Below are 19,818 nucleotides of genomic sequence, written 5' to 3'. Positions count from 1 at the left end.
CTAACTTCCTAACATCCCCTAGTCTACCCAGATATGCCCCACCATAAATGTCCGGGCCTTACCACTTATCAAAACACGTTCACCCTTATCCTGGCAATACAGCGTACCTCTCCTGTCAGACAATTGAACAGCTGTCATATCACTCTTATTAAGTCGTTTACTCCAGTAAGGAATCAATGAACAATGGGCCGAACCGGTTACAGGATCTTCAAGAATAGTTGCCTGAGGTGTGAAAAAGCGCGATACAAAATCACTTTGCCTGCCTTTGGCAGTGGCAATCACTCCCCCCGTGCCCAGATCAATTTGATCAAATGTATGGCGATCAATCTGCAGATTAGCTACCATGCTTTCTGATGGATAAACCAGTACATAATCGCGGGCAACCAAGACAGCATCGGGCTGGGTGCTGATGGCATCCTTTATTACTTTAGGCAGATCGGCTCTTATGGGCTCCCGCGCCGGAAAATCAAGGGTTAAGAGATCGGCGTGGCACTCAACCTTTAATTCACCACTCAGAGTATCGAAAACCATAACATCCGGTTCATAATCCATATGTACCTTCAGGACATAGGCAGTTGCAAGGGTCGCATGACCACATAGGTCCATTTCAAGGTCAGGTGTGAACCAGCGCAGGTGCACACTGTCTTTCCCCCTGACAAAAAAGGCGGTTTCCGCAACAGCATTTTCTTTTGCTATCTTCAAAAGCACCTCATCGGGCAACCAATCCTGTAATGGCACAACACAAGCGGGATTTCCACCGTATATCTCTTCTGTAAAAGCATCTATCTGGTAAATGGGTAATTTCATAAACTCTCTTTCAATTTTGGCTATGCTTTAGCCATGCTTAATAAATATTTGCTTTTAGGTGCATAGTAAAATAATACCTTATCGCCGTCATGGCAAGTATTAAATAGTTGCTTATCCACCCTGTAAACCGTGTTATCGATAATAAAATCGTAACGCGTGAATGATTTCATGCTTCGCTTATGAGGCATTGTTGTGGCATTGCCGCTACCTGCCTCAAAATCCTTTTTACGCACCTTTCGTTCCAGCACTTTAGTCTGTGCTATTTTATAATTATTGCTGATATCTCCATAGTACTTATGATTCATATAATAGCTCACCAGCACAGCTATCAGTGCTACAACAGTAACCAGCAAAGCATTGGTGCCGTAATCAAAAGCGGCAGCCTGATTTATATGGATTTCAAAAAGGGTTATCACGATGGCTGACCCTACTATTGATATAAAGAAGGGGATAATGTATCCCATTCTGCACTGATAACGCAATTCTTTAATATCTTCTCGTGTTAAGGCTCTTTGTTTCATACGTTCTCTATTTTATTCTTTACTTAAAGAAAAGCTTATTTACTTAGAATTGAAAGTAAATGACCTGCCAAGTAACCACCATGCCAACAGGTAAAATAAGCCGGCCATTAACAAACCATAGTTAAATCCCCAGAGGAAAACAGGTAGTAACACAAGGGTACTGCCAATAACCGATGCCGCACCATTAATGGCAAAGCCCCAGTCAACCAATTCTCCCGATCTGGCACTTCCCTTAACAAAAGGCATTCCCATGAAAAAACCCAGGGGACCAACCATGATGCATGTGATTGCTATTCGCCAGAAAAGGCTTAATCCACCGAAAACGGAAACCACCAATGAAAAGAATACGACATTGAATAACAGCCAGGCTGCAATAAAAATAAATGGCGTATTGCTTTTAAAACGCTTACTGAAAAAACTACCCAGTCCAGAGCTTGCCAGCAACACAAACAGCAATGTCATAAAGGTGTAAGACGATGAGCCGATAAACAATGTATACTGCTGGATCAATATCACCTCAACGGCCATAAAACCCACTCCAATGGCAAAGAAGTATAACCAGCCGGCAGCCTTGAACTTAATACCCGACTTTAAATACGGTAAAAAGTTAAGTGGGAGCACTATTACCGTCACTATAGCCAAAATCACCAATACTATAACGATGGATAAGGGAAAGCCCTGAAACTCGTATGGCATCAGTTTCTTTTTAATGCGTTCCATTGAGAAGTTCTTCATCAAGCCTAACTGCCCGGTAAATGGTCTGTTATCGTTGCAAGGTGATAAGTTGGTCGATGCTGTTAACTGTGCTTCTTGCCAGCCATTTTCAATGATCTGATTAATCCGGTTGCCTTTAACCGAATCGGCAGCGGGATATAACTGCCTGAAGAAAGCGTAATTCTCAGCATTGGTTTCATGTACAGCAGTGGCGATGGTCGCATCATCCAGTGGCTTTTTAGCCAATAATATCAGATGACGTCGCATGGTTGGTAAATGATAGACTGCAATGTGTGCCTTAGGATTTTTAACCCCCTCCTTTTCCAAAGCTTCTAATATTTCTGACACCATACGTGGCACATAAAACTGGTGCTCCATTAACAAATAACCATCACCCGACAAGGCTTTATAATAATCCTGAAAGGCTTCAGTGGTAAATAAATAATTCTCTGCCAGCGCAAATGAACCTGAAGCCAGGGCCGCAAAACTATTGGAGCTTAATGAATAAATAACATCAAAATAATTCTCAAACCGCCTTACATAAGCCCTGGCGTCTTCACTCACCACCCTTACCCTGTCATCATTGTATATATCGCCTGAAAATTCCTGCAGGAAACCATCTGTCATCATCTTGTTGATGGATGGATTCACCTCAACGGCATGAACTTCTGTTGCCCCATCTTGTAAAGCCATTAAAACATCACCGCCACCGCCGGCTCCAAGTGATAAAAAGCGACAATTATCAAAACGATCAGTCAGCTTTGTCGCAGGGATTGAAAAAGGGATCTTTAAAGAATCGGGCCGGTCAAAATCACCATCAAAAGCTATAACAGGCGAATTGGCGGCGTTATCGATGTTTAATCCCCAATAATCGTCACTATACTTGTAAACTTTTAAACGCGCCATGGCATCCCAATGTGAATAAATCACTTCAGCCCGGTCTTTCTTTGCACTTTTCAAAATAACTGAACTCTTTGGCAACACCACAAAGCTGGATAGAAGTAATAACAGCGGAATCAATCTGAACCAGTTAGTGAATGAAAGCAGTGATGCTGCAAAAACAGGGAAGGCAACCAGTAAAGCTGCCTTATCAGTACCTATGGTATTCATTAACAATACTGCGAATACCACACCCAGTGCAGCTCCTATTAAATCGCCCATATACAATTGTGGCATTGATTCATGCGATTTTCTGAAAATACCACTTATGACCATTCCTCCGGTAAAGAATGAACTACCCAATATAACAATAGCAGCCAATAGATTAAGTAACATCATGTGATTACTTAACAACTGGGAGAAATCCAATTGCAGGTACAAGACAGCTGGTGGACCCACCAGCATTAACAAGCCTGTCAAGCTTAACAAACAGCCAAAACTTTCTTTGGCGGCGAGGCGCTTGCTTAACCTTACGCTTAAAGCACCCAAGCCCAATCCTAAAATACTAATGCTAAGAACCAAAAATGCAAATGTGTAGAAGTACTCTGCTGAAAACACTCTGGACCAGATTATTTCCATTGATATGAGAGACAGGGACACAAGAAAGACAATGATCGTTTGTTTGGTTAATTTCATAATGTTTAGGTTTTACTTGGAATTGCGCCTATTTAAGCAACAAGTATACCTATTTCGTTATAAATATAATATTCAGCAATTTATATCTGAAAACAGACTTATTACCGGGTCTTCTTCGTTCGGATTGGGGCAATATCATGTCCGGTATCGAACACCCATTATCAGTTTAAAAAGAGGGTTTTATTAAAAATATAAGCCCATCAAAAGGAAACGAAAGAAATATCATAAATGAATACAAAAAGAATCTGTATTTTCGTCATTCACGCATTAATCAGAATCATATGAAGAAACACTTATTATTGTTATTGGGCATTTTACTAATAGCAACATTTTCAACAACTGCACAAAAGGCCAACTTTGAACTGGCCAATAAATTCACCAAAAGTAATGTGCAGAAATACATCGGCTCAAGCCGGGTAAATCCTAACTGGATTGAAAACAGCCACTTGTTTTGGTACAGTTATAAAACTTCCGACGGTAACTTTTATTGGTTTGTTGATCCTGACAAGCGATCGAAGCAACCACTTTTTGACAATAATGATTTGGCCTCCAAAGTAACGGCCATTACTCATAAACCTTACAATGTAAACAACTTACCCATTAAAAAGATAGAGTTTGAGAAGAACAGCAAATCGAGCTTTACCTTTGAAATGGACAATTTGAAGTTTAAATACAATATGCAGACCAAATGGGTGAGTAAAATCGATACCGTTAAAAAGGAAACCAAACACAATTGGAAGAGCTACTCGCCCGACAGTACTTACATCGTTTTTGCACGTCAGCACAACTTATATATGATGCGTGCCGATGACAAAGACAGTACAGAGACACAACTAACCACTGATGGTGAGCGCTGGTTCAGCTATCAGAGCAAAGGTGGCGACACCACATCTGACAAACGCCTGAAAGCATGGGTATACTGGTTTAAAGATGAGAAGAAATTTTACACGGTTCGATACGATACGCGCAAAGTAAAGGAGATGGCTGTTATTAACTCTGTAGCCAATCCACGCCCGACTGTTGAAACTTATAAATATGCTATGCCCGGAGATGAGCACATTGGCATTCCGCACCTGGCAATATACGATATCGCATCAACGGAATGGACAAAACCGGATTTGAGTAAATGGAAAGATCAAAGCATCCGTACATACCGTCCGTCAAAAAAATCGGATAACTTATTTGTGATACGTAAAAAACGGACATGCGATGAACTGGAGGTAGTTAAAGTCAATACCAATACAGGTGAGGTTAAATCCTTGTTCAGTGAGAAATCAAAGCCTTACTTCAACGACCAGATGAACCAGTTGCATGTCATAGACGAAGGTCGTGAACTGATCTGGTGGTCAGAGCGCACAGGTTGGGGACAACTATACCGTTACGATGCCGATGGTAACCTTAAAAACCAGATTACCAAAGGCAACTATGTGGTGGGACAGGTTGCACGTATAGATACGGTTGCCAACACAATCTACTACCCTGCCTATGGTAAAGAAAAAGGATTTGACCCGTATTATAACATATACTACAGCATCAACTTTGATGGCAGCAACGGACGCATCATAACACCCGAAGAGGCCAATCATCATTTTAGCATGCCTAAAACCGATAAGCATGCCAATTACTTTGTAAATAACTACTCGCGCGTAGACCTGGCACCCAAAGCTGTTGTCCGCGATAAAAGCGGTGCGGTGATCATGGAACTGGAAACAATGGATCTGGCACGTGTTAAAGAGCTGGGCTGGCATTTCCCTGAGAAATTCATTGTGAAAGCAGATGATGGTGTTACCAATCTTCATGGCGTTATCTGGAAACCATTTGATTTTGATTCCACTAAAAAATACCCGGTCATTTCGTATGTATACCCCGGACCGCAAACCGAAGCGGTGGTAAGAGATTTTACTGTCACAGCGCGCTATAATACCGCACTGGCCCAACTGGGTTTTGTGGTGGTATCGGTTGGTCACCGCGGCGGAAGCCCCAAACGCCATAAATACTACCATACCTATGGCTATGATAACCTCCGCGACTATGCTTTAAAAGATGATATGTTTGCACTGCAGCAACTGGCTAACCGCTACGATTACATAGATATCAATCGTGTTGGTATTTTTGGTCACAGTGGCGGTGGTTTTATGTCAACAGCAGCCATGTTTGCTTATCCTGATTTTTATAAAGCTGCCGTATCATCAGCCGGTAACCATGATAACAACATTTATAACAAATGGTGGGGTGAAACACACCATGGCGTCAAAGAAGTAAAGAAGAAGATAAAAAAGAAAGAAGAGGTAAAAGATTCTGTTAAGGTTGATAATCCGGAAGATGAATACGAAATAACCTTCAAGAGTAAAATACCTACGAATCCTTCTATTGCCAGGAACCTAAAAGGTCACTTAATGCTTGTTCACGGAGAGATTGACAACAATGTGCATCCCGCTAATACCATGCGCGTTGTGCAGGCATTAATGGACGCCCGTAAGCGTTTCGACTTTATGATTATCCCCAATGTGCGACATGGTTTTTCACAATATTCGCCTTATTTTGAAAAGATGATCTGGTATCATTTCTCGGAACACCTGTTAGGCGATTATCGTAATAATGTAGATTTAGATTTACCGTAAGTTTGTGTATAAATAGACTGGTTCGAAACTTAATATCGAACTCAGGTCAATAGTTAAACGCCCCGCTTCATGTTATTGAATGCGGGGCTTTTTTTATGCACCCGGGCATTACAAATTGAACTTATCATTCTCAAGCCACTGTTTATCAATTAAATTTAAACTATATTTACTATACTTTATCACTCACATACAATACACAACCATGAAAAGAATTAGAAAAAAAGGATTCGTCCTGCCTTTCATGCTGTTAATTCTCACCTGCTCGCTAACAGCACAAACCTTATTAAATGACACAACATTTGAAGGACTTAAACTTCGTAGCATAGGTCCGGCTTTAATGTCAGGACGCATAGCCGATGTTGTAATCCATCCCCAAAAAGAAAACACCTGGTATGTAGCTGTTGGTTCAGGTGGCGTTTGGAAAACTGAAAATGCCGGTACTACCTGGCAACCAATTTTTGACAATCAAAAAGTATATTCAACCGGATGCATTACCATCGATCCGAATAATCACCATACCATCTGGTTGGGCACCGGCGAGAATGTTGGCGGACGTCATGTTGGTTTTGGTGATGGCATATACAAAAGTGACGATGACGGGGCCAGCTGGACCAATATGGGCCTTCATGAATCGCAACACATCAGTAAAATCATTGTACATCCTAATGACTCAAGAGTTATATGGGTGGCAGCTCAGGGACCGCTTTGGAACAAAGGTGGCGAACGTGGTATTTACAAATCCACAGATGGTGGTCAGACCTGGCAACAAACCTTAGGTAATAATGAGTGGGTTGGCGCCACTGATCTGTTAATTGATCCCCGTAACCCCAATGTCCTGTATGCCGCGACCTGGCAACATCACAGAAATGTAGCAGCTTATATGGGTGGAGGTCCCGGAACGGCCATCTATCGGTCCGATGATGGTGGTGTTAATTGGAAAAAACTTTCTAAGGGACTGCCATCCGGTAACATGGCAAAAATAGGAATGGCCATATCACCACAACAGCCCGATGTGGTGTATGCCGCCATCGAGCTGAATCATCGCAATGGTGGTGTATTCCGCTCAAGCAACAAGGGCGAATCATGGGTAAAAATGTCCAATGCTGTTTCGGGTGCTACCGGACCTCATTATTATCAGGAGTTATATGCTTGTCCGCATCAATTTGATAAACTTTACCTGGTCGATGTGAGAATGCAAATATCAAGCGATGGAGGTAAAACCTTTAAACGCATGAGTGAAGAACATAAGCACTCCGACAATCATGCCATTGCTTTTAAGAAAAACGACCCCGATTATTTGCTGGTAGGTACAGATGGAGGTCTTTATGAAACATTTGATGCAACCCGCAACTGGAAATATGTTTCTAATCTGCCAGTTACGCAATTTTACAAAGTAGCAGTCGACGATGCCGAACCGTTTTATCACATCTATGGTGGTACGCAAGATAATAATACGCAAGGAGGTCCGTCGCGCACCGATAAAGCCAATGGTATTACCAACGCCGACTGGTATCTAACCTTGTTTGCCGATGGACACCAGCCTGCAACAGAACCCGGTAATCCCAACATTATTTATAACGAATGGCAGGAAGGTAACCTGGTACGTGTTGATAAAACGACCGGAGAAATTGTACATATCCAACCCCAGGCTCTCGAAAACGATCCTTTTGAGCGATACAATTGGGATGCCCCCATACTCGTCAGTCCACATCAGTCAACCCGTTTATATTTTGCATCTCAACGAATATGGCGTTCCGATGATCGTGGCGATAGCTGGAAGGTGATATCTGGTGATTTGACCAGGAACGAAGAACGTTTGAGCTTACCAATAATGGGCAGCACACAAAGTTGGGATAATGCCTGGGACTTTTATGCGATGTCGACCTATAATACAATAACCTCCTTAGCTGAATCTCCTCTGCAGGAAGGCCTCATTTATGCAGGTACCGACGATGGCCAAATAAGTATAACTGAAGATGGCGGCGCAAACTGGCGCACTATTTCGGTTGGTAAATTACCTGATGTACCAGAAACGGCCTTTGTAAATGATATTAAAGCTGACTTGCATGATGTCAATACTGTATATATTTCGCTCGACAACCACAAATTTGGAGATTTTAAACCCTACCTTTTAAAAAGTACAAATAAAGGACAATCATGGAAAGCAATAACGGGGAACCTTCCTCAAAAGACTTTGGTTTGGCGATTTGTTCAGGATCATGTTAATGCTAACTTATGCTTTATTGGTACTGAATTTGGCCTTTACTTTACCATTGACGGTGGTTCCAACTGGATACGACTAAAAGGAGGGGTTCCGACTATATCCTTCAGAGACTTAGCCATACAACGACGTGAAAATGATTTGGTGGCAGCATCATTTGGTCGTGGCTTTTTTGTTTTGGATGACTATTCGGCATTGCGAAACATTAGTGAAGAGCAGCTGAATTCAGAAGCGACCCTCTTCCCTGCCCGCAAAGCATTAAAGTACATTCCTCGTCCAGGTATGACCATGAGAGGCAAAGGCTCGCAAGGAGCTGGATTCTTCTCATCCCCCAACCCTGATTTTGGTGCCGTTTTCACTTACTATCTAAAGGATGATTATTTGTTAATGAGTCAATTGCGACAAAAGGAAGAAAAGAACGCCATTGAAAATGGTGAAGCCGTAACATTCCCTGGTTGGGAACAGCTGGAAAAAGAGCACAGGCAAGACACCATTAAAATATGGCTGACCATCAAGGATGAAAAAGGTGATGTAATCAGGCGATTAAGCGCACAAACGGGTAAGGGTTTTCATCGTCTGGCCTGGGATCTGCGTTATGCACCCGTTAACACCATCACTCCGGGTCATAAAAACAATGGTAACAGTCTGGGTTACCTGGTACCTTCAGGCACATATAAAGCTTCGCTAAATAAAGAGGAAAATGGAATGATCAGTCAATTAACAGCTGATATCAACTTTGAAGTGGTGCCGCTCTATAAAGGCTATCTGAAACCTCAATCTGAAAACGAAATTGATGATTATATTACGGTCTTACAAAAGACGCAAAAGGAAATAAGTGCGGTAAATAGCAGCATCAATACGGCATTCAAACAAATTAAAGCCTTCGAGTTATCACTTCAAAACTCAAAACTGACTGCTGGTGAACTGGACAACAGGCTGTATAACCTGAAGCAGGAATTATTTGATTTGGATAAAAAGATGAATGGTAATGCCGCTAAAAACCTGATTGGTGAAAAAACGTCACCAACCATCACCAGTCGCATACAGGCTGCTTCAATAAACATTGCTAACAATACCTATGGACCAACAGCTACCCAGAAACAAAACCTGGCTTATGCCCAAAACGCTTTGGCAGAGGTAAAAGACAGGGTTAAGCAAATGGTAGAATCTGATTTTAAACAAATAATGCAACTGTTATTGGCAAATGATGGCCCTTGGGTTGAAGGCATGCCATTACCATAAATTTCATGAAACTTCAGGGACTGTTAACTACCAATAGTCCCTGAGTTTGTTCTAAACTTCATAAACACTCCCCAATTATCACTAATCAAAGTAATCGACTACCTCTACAATCGAAATATCATTGGGTGGCATTTCAAAGGTCAGCTCCTCTACCAGTTGTTGTTCAACTGAGAACATTAAGCTCAAAATGGATAAGAATAATATCATGGCGTTAGTTTTTGATTATATGCAAACATACACCTGCCAACAGTGCTATACTATTCCCCATAGCTCATTAGTTACTCTTTATAGTTCAAGTCATTCACAGTGGTACAATGAACCTTGCCTGAAATTGAATGAGAAGTATTAATGGCAAATTCTGAAATTGCTATACACCATGCTAAGGATACTTTTAGCGATAATCGGATATAGCATCGCTGATTTTCAATTCACGTATTATATACTGGATGAATTAGCAGGTTGAAGACCCGCACCCTCCTTTCCTATTTATCAAAATAGTAACGAAATAGCGCACCTACCCCTTCCCAGCCAAAAAAGGCCCCGCTCACTAGCAAACAGGGACCTTCTTCGGATCAACCTCGCTGCCAGCGAGGTTGATCCGAAGCGGTTCCGAAGAAATACCGAAGCGGCCCCGAGGAAGTACCGAAGGATTACCGAAGCCTTTTTCTGTCAAATAATTGCTAATTGCCTCATATTGCTCACTCACAGGGTGCATTATTGTAAAATAGAACCTCTGCTGCCGCACGACTAATATCAGTCAGTTGAAACTCTTCAATCTGCATAAAGACTGAAGGTCTTAAACATCAAAAAAAGGGGGCGTCGCCCACGAGTATGTTCGAAAAGAGATGCATCGTCAAACAGAATACCAATATTTACAGCCCGTTATAAACACCTCACCTCTGTCCTCTCCTCCAGGAGAGGATGTGTGACCATTTGAACTGATCTGCTTCTGTTAAGGGATGAGAACTGCCAGGTTCAGCAGCTCCTTCTCCTTCAAGCTACTCTTTATACGCATTATTGTTAAACACATATTTGACTAATGCAATTAGTTAATGCACTATGATTCAATAAATTAAACCGTCTTAATATTGTAAGACGATGAGCCGATAAACAATGTATACTGCTGGATCAATATCACCTCAACGGCCATAAAACCCACTCCAATGGCAAAGAAGTATAACCAGCCGGCAGCCTTGAACTTAATACCCGACTTTAAATACGGTAAAAAGTTAAGTGGGAGCACTATTACCGTCACTATAGCCAAAATCACCAATACTATAACGATGGATAAGGGAAAGCCCTGAAACTCGTATGGCATCAGTTTCTTTTTAATGCGTTCCATTGAGAAGTTCTTCATCAAGCCTAACTGCCCGGTAAATGGTCTGTTATCGTTGCAAGGTGATAAGTTGGTCGATGCTGTTAACTGTGCTTCTTGCCAGCCATTTTCAATGATCTGATTAATCCGGTTGCCTTTAACCGAATCGGCAGCGGGATATAACTGCCTGAAGAAAGCGTAATTCTCAGCATTGGTTTCATGTACAGCAGTGGCGATGGTCGCATCATCCAGTGGCTTTTTAGCCAATAATATCAGATGACGTCGCATGGTTGGTAAATGATAGACTGCAATGTGTGCCTTAGGATTTTTAACCCCCTCCTTTTCCAAAGCTTCTAATATTTCTGACACCATACGTGGCACATAAAACTGGTGCTCCATTAACAAATAACCATCACCCGACAAGGCTTTATAATAATCCTGAAAGGCTTCAGTGGTAAATAAATAATTCTCTGCCAGCGCAAATGAACCTGAAGCCAGGGCCGCAAAACTATTGGAGCTTAATGAATAAATAACATCAAAATAATTCTCAAACCGCCTTACATAAGCCCTGGCGTCTTCACTCACCACCCTTACCCTGTCATCATTGTATATATCGCCTGAAAATTCCTGCAGGAAACCATCTGTCATCATCTTGTTGATGGATGGATTCACCTCAACGGCATGAACTTCTGTTGCCCCATCTTGTAAAGCCATTAAAACATCACCGCCACCGCCGGCTCCAAGTGATAAAAAGCGACAATTATCAAAACGATCAGTCAGCTTTGTCGCAGGGATTGAAAAAGGGATCTTTAAAGAATCGGGCCGGTCAAAATCACCATCAAAAGCTATAACAGGCGAATTGGCGGCGTTATCGATGTTTAATCCCCAATAATCGTCACTATACTTGTAAACTTTTAAACGCGCCATGGCATCCCAATGTGAATAAATCACTTCAGCCCGGTCTTTCTTTGCACTTTTCAAAATAACTGAACTCTTTGGCAACACCACAAAGCTGGATAGAAGTAATAACAGCGGAATCAATCTGAACCAGTTAGTGAATGAAAGCAGTGATGCTGCAAAAACAGGGAAGGCAACCAGTAAAGCTGCCTTATCAGTACCTATGGTATTCATTAACAATACTGCGAATACCACACCCAGTGCAGCTCCTATTAAATCGCCCATATACAATTGTGGCATTGATTCATGCGATTTTCTGAAAATACCACTTATGACCATTCCTCCGGTAAAGAATGAACTACCCAATATAACAATAGCAGCCAATAGATTAAGTAACATCATGTGATTACTTAACAACTGGGAGAAATCCAATTGCAGGTACAAGACAGCTGGTGGACCCACCAGCATTAACAAGCCTGTCAAGCTTAACAAACAGCCAAAACTTTCTTTGGCGGCGAGGCGCTTGCTTAACCTTACGCTTAAAGCACCCAAGCCCAATCCTAAAATACTAATGCTAAGAACCAAAAATGCAAATGTGTAGAAGTACTCTGCTGAAAACACTCTGGACCAGATTATTTCCATTGATATGAGAGACAGGGACACAAGAAAGACAATGATCGTTTGTTTGGTTAATTTCATAATGTTTAGGTTTTACTTGGAATTGCGCCTATTTAAGCAACAAGTATACCTATTTCGTTATAAATATAATATTCAGCAATTTATATCTGAAAACAGACTTATTACCGGGTCTTCTTCGTTCGGATTGGGGCAATATCATGTCCGGTATCGAACACCCATTATCAGTTTAAAAAGAGGGTTTTATTAAAAATATAAGCCCATCAAAAGGAAACGAAAGAAATATCATAAATGAATACAAAAAGAATCTGTATTTTCGTCATTCACGCATTAATCAGAATCATATGAAGAAACACTTATTATTGTTATTGGGCATTTTACTAATAGCAACATTTTCAACAACTGCACAAAAGGCCAACTTTGAACTGGCCAATAAATTCACCAAAAGTAATGTGCAGAAATACATCGGCTCAAGCCGGGTAAATCCTAACTGGATTGAAAACAGCCACTTGTTTTGGTACAGTTATAAAACTTCCGACGGTAACTTTTATTGGTTTGTTGATCCTGACAAGCGATCGAAGCAACCACTTTTTGACAATAATGATTTGGCCTCCAAAGTAACGGCCATTACTCATAAACCTTACAATGTAAACAACTTACCCATTAAAAAGATAGAGTTTGAGAAGAACAGCAAATCGAGCTTTACCTTTGAAATGGACAATTTGAAGTTTAAATACAATATGCAGACCAAATGGGTGAGTAAAATCGATACCGTTAAAAAGGAAACCAAACACAATTGGAAGAGCTACTCGCCCGACAGTACTTACATCGTTTTTGCACGTCAGCACAACTTATATATGATGCGTGCCGATGACAAAGACAGTACAGAGACACAACTAACCACTGATGGTGAGCGCTGGTTCAGCTATCAGAGCAAAGGTGGCGACACCACATCTGACAAACGCCTGAAAGCATGGGTATACTGGTTTAAAGATGAGAAGAAATTTTACACGGTTCGATACGATACGCGCAAAGTAAAGGAGATGGCTGTTATTAACTCTGTAGCCAATCCACGCCCGACTGTTGAAACTTATAAATATGCTATGCCCGGAGATGAGCACATTGGCATTCCGCACCTGGCAATATACGATATCGCATCAACGGAATGGACAAAACCGGATTTGAGTAAATGGAAAGATCAAAGCATCCGTACATACCGTCCGTCAAAAAAATCGGATAACTTATTTGTGATACGTAAAAAACGGACATGCGATGAACTGGAGGTAGTTAAAGTCAATACCAATACAGGTGAGGTTAAATCCTTGTTCAGTGAGAAATCAAAGCCTTACTTCAACGACCAGATGAACCAGTTGCATGTCATAGACGAAGGTCGTGAACTGATCTGGTGGTCAGAGCGCACAGGTTGGGGACAACTATACCGTTACGATGCCGATGGTAACCTTAAAAACCAGATTACCAAAGGCAACTATGTGGTGGGACAGGTTGCACGTATAGATACGGTTGCCAACACAATCTACTACCCTGCCTATGGTAAAGAAAAAGGATTTGACCCGTATTATAACATATACTACAGCATCAACTTTGATGGCAGCAACGGACGCATCATAACACCCGAAGAGGCCAATCATCATTTTAGCATGCCTAAAACCGATAAGCATGCCAATTACTTTGTAAATAACTACTCGCGCGTAGACCTGGCACCCAAAGCTGTTGTCCGCGATAAAAGCGGTGCGGTGATCATGGAACTGGAAACAATGGATCTGGCACGTGTTAAAGAGCTGGGCTGGCATTTCCCTGAGAAATTCATTGTGAAAGCAGATGATGGTGTTACCAATCTTCATGGCGTTATCTGGAAACCATTTGATTTTGATTCCACTAAAAAATACCCGGTCATTTCGTATGTATACCCCGGACCGCAAACCGAAGCGGTGGTAAGAGATTTTACTGTCACAGCGCGCTATAATACCGCACTGGCCCAACTGGGTTTTGTGGTGGTATCGGTTGGTCACCGCGGCGGAAGCCCCAAACGCCATAAATACTACCATACCTATGGCTATGATAACCTCCGCGACTATGCTTTAAAAGATGATATGTTTGCACTGCAGCAACTGGCTAACCGCTACGATTACATAGATATCAATCGTGTTGGTATTTTTGGTCACAGTGGCGGTGGTTTTATGTCAACAGCAGCCATGTTTGCTTATCCTGATTTTTATAAAGCTGCCGTATCATCAGCCGGTAACCATGATAACAACATTTATAACAAATGGTGGGGTGAAACACACCATGGCGTCAAAGAAGTAAAGAAGAAGATAAAAAAGAAAGAAGAGGTAAAAGATTCTGTTAAGGTTGATAATCCGGAAGATGAATACGAAATAACCTTCAAGAGTAAAATACCTACGAATCCTTCTATTGCCAGGAACCTAAAAGGTCACTTAATGCTTGTTCACGGAGAGATTGACAACAATGTGCATCCCGCTAATACCATGCGCGTTGTGCAGGCATTAATGGACGCCCGTAAGCGTTTCGACTTTATGATTATCCCCAATGTGCGACATGGTTTTTCACAATATTCGCCTTATTTTGAAAAGATGATCTGGTATCATTTCTCGGAACACCTGTTAGGCGATTATCGTAATAATGTAGATTTAGATTTACCGTAAGTTTGTGTATAAATAGACTGGTTCGAAACTTAATATCGAACTCAGGTCAATAGTTAAACGCCCCGCTTCATGTTATTGAATGCGGGGCTTTTTTTATGCACCCGGGCATTACAAATTGAACTTATCATTCTCAAGCCACTGTTTATCAATTAAATTTAAACTATATTTACTATACTTTATCACTCACATACAATACACAACCATGAAAAGAATTAGAAAAAAAGGATTCGTCCTGCCTTTCATGCTGTTAATTCTCACCTGCTCGCTAACAGCACAAACCTTATTAAATGACACAACATTTGAAGGACTTAAACTTCGTAGCATAGGTCCGGCTTTAATGTCAGGACGCATAGCCGATGTTGTAATCCATCCCCAAAAAGAAAACACCTGGTATGTAGCTGTTGGTTCAGGTGGCGTTTGGAAAACTGAAAATGCCGGTACTACCTGGCAACCAATTTTTGACAATCAAAAAGTATATTCAACCGGATGCATTACCATCGATCCGAATAATCACCATACCATCTGGTTGGGCACCGGCGAGAATGTTGGCGGACGTCATGTTGGTTTTGGTGATGGCATATACAAAAGTGACGATGACGGGGCCAGCTGGACCAATATGGGCCTTCATGAATCGCAACACATCAGTAAAATCATTGTACATCCTAATGACTCAAGAGTTATATGGGTGGCAGCTCAGGGACCGCTTTGGAACAAAGGTGGCGAACGTGGTATTTACAAATCCACAGATGGTGGTCAGACCTGGCAACAAACCTTAGGTAATAATGAGTGGGTTGGCGCCACTGATCTGTTAATTGATCCCCGTAACCCCAATGTCCTGTATGCCGCGACCTGGCAACATCACAGAAATGTAGCAGCTTATATGGGTGGAGGTCCCGGAACGGCCATCTATCGGTCCGATGATGGTGGTGTTAATTGGAAAAAACTTTCTAAGGGACTGCCATCCGGTAACATGGCAAAAATAGGAATGGCCATATCACCACAACAGCCCGATGTGGTGTATGCCGCCATCGAGCTGAATCATCGCAATGGTGGTGTATTCCGCTCAAGCAACAAGGGCGAATCATGGGTAAAAATGTCCAATGCTGTTTCGGGTGCTACCGGACCTCATTATTATCAGGAGTTATATGCTTGTCCGCATCAATTTGATAAACTTTACCTGGTCGATGTGAGAATGCAAATATCAAGCGATGGAGGTAAAACCTTTAAACGCATGAGTGAAGAACATAAGCACTCCGACAATCATGCCATTGCTTTTAAGAAAAACGACCCCGATTATTTGCTGGTAGGTACAGATGGAGGTCTTTATGAAACATTTGATGCAACCCGCAACTGGAAATATGTTTCTAATCTGCCAGTTACGCAATTTTACAAAGTAGCAGTCGACGATGCCGAACCGTTTTATCACATCTATGGTGGTACGCAAGATAATAATACGCAAGGAGGTCCGTCGCGCACCGATAAAGCCAATGGTATTACCAACGCCGACTGGTATCTAACCTTGTTTGCCGATGGACACCAGCCTGCAACAGAACCCGGTAATCCCAACATTATTTATAACGAATGGCAGGAAGGTAACCTGGTACGTGTTGATAAAACGACCGGAGAAATTGTACATATCCAACCCCAGGCTCTCGAAAACGATCCTTTTGAGCGATACAATTGGGATGCCCCCATACTCGTCAGTCCACATCAGTCAACCCGTTTATATTTTGCATCTCAACGAATATGGCGTTCCGATGATCGTGGCGATAGCTGGAAGGTGATATCTGGTGATTTGACCAGGAACGAAGAACGTTTGAGCTTACCAATAATGGGCAGCACACAAAGTTGGGATAATGCCTGGGACTTTTATGCGATGTCGACCTATAATACAATAACCTCCTTAGCTGAATCTCCTCTGCAGGAAGGCCTCATTTATGCAGGTACCGACGATGGCCAAATAAGTATAACTGAAGATGGCGGCGCAAACTGGCGCACTATTTCGGTTGGTAAATTACCTGATGTACCAGAAACGGCCTTTGTAAATGATATTAAAGCTGACTTGCATGATGTCAATACTGTATATATTTCGCTCGACAACCACAAATTTGGAGATTTTAAACCCTACCTTTTAAAAAGTACAAATAAAGGACAATCATGGAAAGCAATAACGGGGAACCTTCCTCAAAAGACTTTGGTTTGGCGATTTGTTCAGGATCATGTTAATGCTAACTTATGCTTTATTGGTACTGAATTTGGCCTTTACTTTACCATTGACGGTGGTTCCAACTGGATACGACTAAAAGGAGGGGTTCCGACTATATCCTTCAGAGACTTAGCCATACAACGACGTGAAAATGATTTGGTGGCAGCATCATTTGGTCGTGGCTTTTTTGTTTTGGATGACTATTCGGCATTGCGAAACATTAGTGAAGAGCAGCTGAATTCAGAAGCGACCCTCTTCCCTGCCCGCAAAGCATTAAAGTACATTCCTCGTCCAGGTATGACCATGAGAGGCAAAGGCTCGCAAGGAGCTGGATTCTTCTCATCCCCCAACCCTGATTTTGGTGCCGTTTTCACTTACTATCTAAAGGATGATTATTTGTTAATGAGTCAATTGCGACAAAAGGAAGAAAAGAACGCCATTGAAAATGGTGAAGCCGTAACATTCCCTGGTTGGGAACAGCTGGAAAAAGAGCACAGGCAAGACACCATTAAAATATGGCTGACCATCAAGGATGAAAAAGGTGATGTAATCAGGCGATTAAGCGCACAAACGGGTAAGGGTTTTCATCGTCTGGCCTGGGATCTGCGTTATGCACCCGTTAACACCATCACTCCGGGTCATAAAAACAATGGTAACAGTCTGGGTTACCTGGTACCTTCAGGCACATATAAAGCTTCGCTAAATAAAGAGGAAAATGGAATGATCAGTCAATTAACAGCTGATATCAACTTTGAAGTGGTGCCGCTCTATAAAGGCTATCTGAAACCTCAATCTGAAAACGAAATTGATGATTATATTACGGTCTTACAAAAGACGCAAAAGGAAATAAGTGCGGTAAATAGCAGCATCAATACGGCATTCAAACAAATTAAAGCCTTCGAGTTATCACTTCAAAACTCAAAACTGACTGCTGGTGAACTGGACAACAGGCTGTATAACCTGAAGCAGGAATTATTTGATTTGGATAAAAAGATGAATGGTAATGCCGCTAAAAACCTGATTGGTGAAAAAACGTCACCAACCATCACCAGTCGCATACAGGCTGCTTCAATAAACATTGCTAACAATACCTATGGACCAACAGCTACCCAGAAACAAAACCTGGCTTATGCCCAAAACGCTTTGGCAGAGGTAAAAGACAGGGTTAAGCAAATGGTAGAATCTGATTTTAAACAAATAATGCAACTGTTATTGGCAAATGATGGCCCTTGGGTTGAAGGCATGCCATTACCATAAATTTCATGAAACTTCAGGGACTGTTAACTACCAATAGTCCCTGAGTTTGTTCTAAACTTCATAAACACTCCCCAATTATCACTAATCAAAGTAATCGACTACCTCTACAATCGAAATATCATTGGGTGGCATTTCAAAGGTCAGCTCCTCTACCAGTTGTTGTTCAACTGAGAACATTAAGCTCAAAATGGATAAGAATAATATCATGGCGTTAGTTTTTGATTATATGCAAACATACACCTGCCAACAGTGCTATACTATTCCCCATAGCTCATTAGTTACTCTTTATAGTTCAAGTCATTCACAGTGGTACAATGAACCTTGCCTGAAATTGAATGAGAAGTATTAATGGCAAATTCTGAAATTGCTATACACCATGCTAAGGATACTTTTAGCGATAATCGGATATAGCATCGCTGATTTTCAATTCACGTATTATATACTGGATGAATTAGCAGGTTGAAGACCCGCACCCTCCTTTCCTATTTATCAAAATAGTAACGAAATAGCGCACCTACCCCTTCCCAGCCAAAAAAGGCCCCGCTCACTAGCAAACAGGGACCTTCTTCGGATCAACCTCGCTGCCAGCGAGGTTGATCCGAAGCGGTTCCGAAGAAATACCGAAGCGGCCCCGAGGAAGTACCGAAGGATTACCGAAGCCTTTTTCTGTCAAATAATTGCTAATTGCCTCATATTGCTCACTCACAGGGTGCATTATTGTAAAATAGAACCTCTGCTGCCGCACGACTAATATCAGTCAGTTGAAACTCTTCAATCTGCATAAAGACTGAAGGTCTTAAACATCAAAAAAAGGGGGCGTCGCCCACGAGTATGTTCGAAAAGAGATGCATCGTCAAACAGAATACCAATATTTACAGCCCGTTATAAACACCTCACCTCTGTCCTCTCCTCCAGGAGAGGATGTGTGACCATTTGAACTGATCTGCTTCTGTTAAGGGATGAGAACTGCCAGGTTCAGCAGCTCCTTCTCCTTCAAGCTACTCTTTATACGCATTATTGTTAAACACATATTTGACTAATGCAATTAGTTAATGCACTATGATTCAATAAATTAAACCGTCTTAATATTTCATATGTATAATTATATTTAGTATCTTTAGT

The 19,818-nt window shown here is 41.7% G+C and carries 10 protein-coding genes; 4 read left to right on the top strand and 6 right to left on the bottom strand.

Features of this window, described 5'->3' with window-relative positions:
* Positions 1–18: 18 nt before the first annotated feature.
* From ACRD69_RS12800 to ACRD69_RS12790, 3 genes are read right to left on the bottom strand one after another with little or no spacing between them, the layout of a single operon-like run.
* Positions 19–807, bottom strand: coding sequence for a PhzF family phenazine biosynthesis protein (locus tag ACRD69_RS12800; RefSeq protein WP_430815490.1), 789 nt, complete (start codon positions 805–807; stop codon positions 19–21).
* Between the two features lie 20 nt (positions 808–827).
* A complete protein-coding gene (locus ACRD69_RS12795) occupies positions 828–1,328 on the bottom strand; it encodes a hypothetical protein (RefSeq protein WP_430815489.1) in 501 nt (166 codons plus the stop codon).
* A 39-nt stretch (positions 1,329–1,367) separates the two neighbouring features.
* Complete coding sequence (locus ACRD69_RS12790) at positions 1,368–3,617, bottom strand: spermine/spermidine synthase domain-containing protein (RefSeq protein ID WP_430815488.1); 2,250 nt, start codon at positions 3,615–3,617, stop codon at positions 1,368–1,370.
* A gap of 281 nt (positions 3,618–3,898) precedes the next feature.
* Here ACRD69_RS12790 and ACRD69_RS12785 point away from each other — a divergent pair, with 281 nt between their 5' ends.
* Positions 3,899–6,238 (top strand): S9 family peptidase, encoded by a 2,340-nt coding sequence (locus ACRD69_RS12785; protein WP_430815486.1) that lies wholly within the window; start codon positions 3,899–3,901, stop codon positions 6,236–6,238.
* A gap of 202 nt (positions 6,239–6,440) precedes the next feature.
* Positions 6,441–9,701, top strand: a complete 3,261-nt coding sequence (locus tag ACRD69_RS12780) for a VPS10 domain-containing protein (RefSeq protein ID WP_430815485.1) — start codon at positions 6,441–6,443, stop codon at positions 9,699–9,701.
* An 81-nt stretch (positions 9,702–9,782) separates the two neighbouring features.
* Here ACRD69_RS12780 and ACRD69_RS12775 read toward each other — a convergent pair whose 3' ends face one another.
* Both ACRD69_RS12775 and ACRD69_RS12770 read right to left on the bottom strand, forming a co-directional pair.
* The gene (locus tag ACRD69_RS12775; RefSeq protein WP_430815484.1) at positions 9,783–9,908 is read right to left on the bottom strand and encodes a hypothetical protein; all 126 of its coding nucleotides are present in this window, start codon (positions 9,906–9,908) and stop codon (positions 9,783–9,785) included.
* 865 nt (positions 9,909–10,773) lie between these two features.
* Positions 10,774–12,612: a spermine/spermidine synthase domain-containing protein gene (locus tag ACRD69_RS12770; protein WP_430815487.1), complete on the bottom strand. Its 1,839-nt coding sequence runs from the start codon at positions 12,610–12,612 to the stop codon at positions 10,774–10,776.
* Positions 12,613–12,893: 281 nt separating this feature from the next.
* Between ACRD69_RS12770 and ACRD69_RS12765 the strand changes: the two genes are divergently transcribed.
* On the top strand, positions 12,894–15,233 hold the full coding sequence (locus tag ACRD69_RS12765) for a S9 family peptidase (protein WP_430815486.1): 2,340 nt from the start codon (positions 12,894–12,896) through the stop codon (positions 15,231–15,233).
* Between the two features lie 202 nt (positions 15,234–15,435).
* On the top strand, positions 15,436–18,696 hold the full coding sequence (locus tag ACRD69_RS12760) for a VPS10 domain-containing protein (protein ID WP_430815485.1): 3,261 nt from the start codon (positions 15,436–15,438) through the stop codon (positions 18,694–18,696).
* Positions 18,697–18,777: 81 nt separating this feature from the next.
* Here ACRD69_RS12760 and ACRD69_RS12755 read toward each other — a convergent pair whose 3' ends face one another.
* The gene (locus ACRD69_RS12755) at positions 18,778–18,903 is read right to left on the bottom strand and encodes a hypothetical protein (RefSeq protein ID WP_430815484.1); all 126 of its coding nucleotides are present in this window, start codon (positions 18,901–18,903) and stop codon (positions 18,778–18,780) included.
* Positions 18,904–19,818: the final 915 nt, after the last annotated feature.

Origin of the sequence: Carboxylicivirga agarovorans (assembly GCF_050589845.1) — a bacterium.
GTDB classification, from domain to species: Bacteria; Bacteroidota; Bacteroidia; order Bacteroidales; family Marinilabiliaceae; genus Carboxylicivirga; species Carboxylicivirga agarovorans.
Note: the sequence above shows the minus strand (reverse complement) of the source record. Positions and strands in the feature narration are given on the sequence as shown.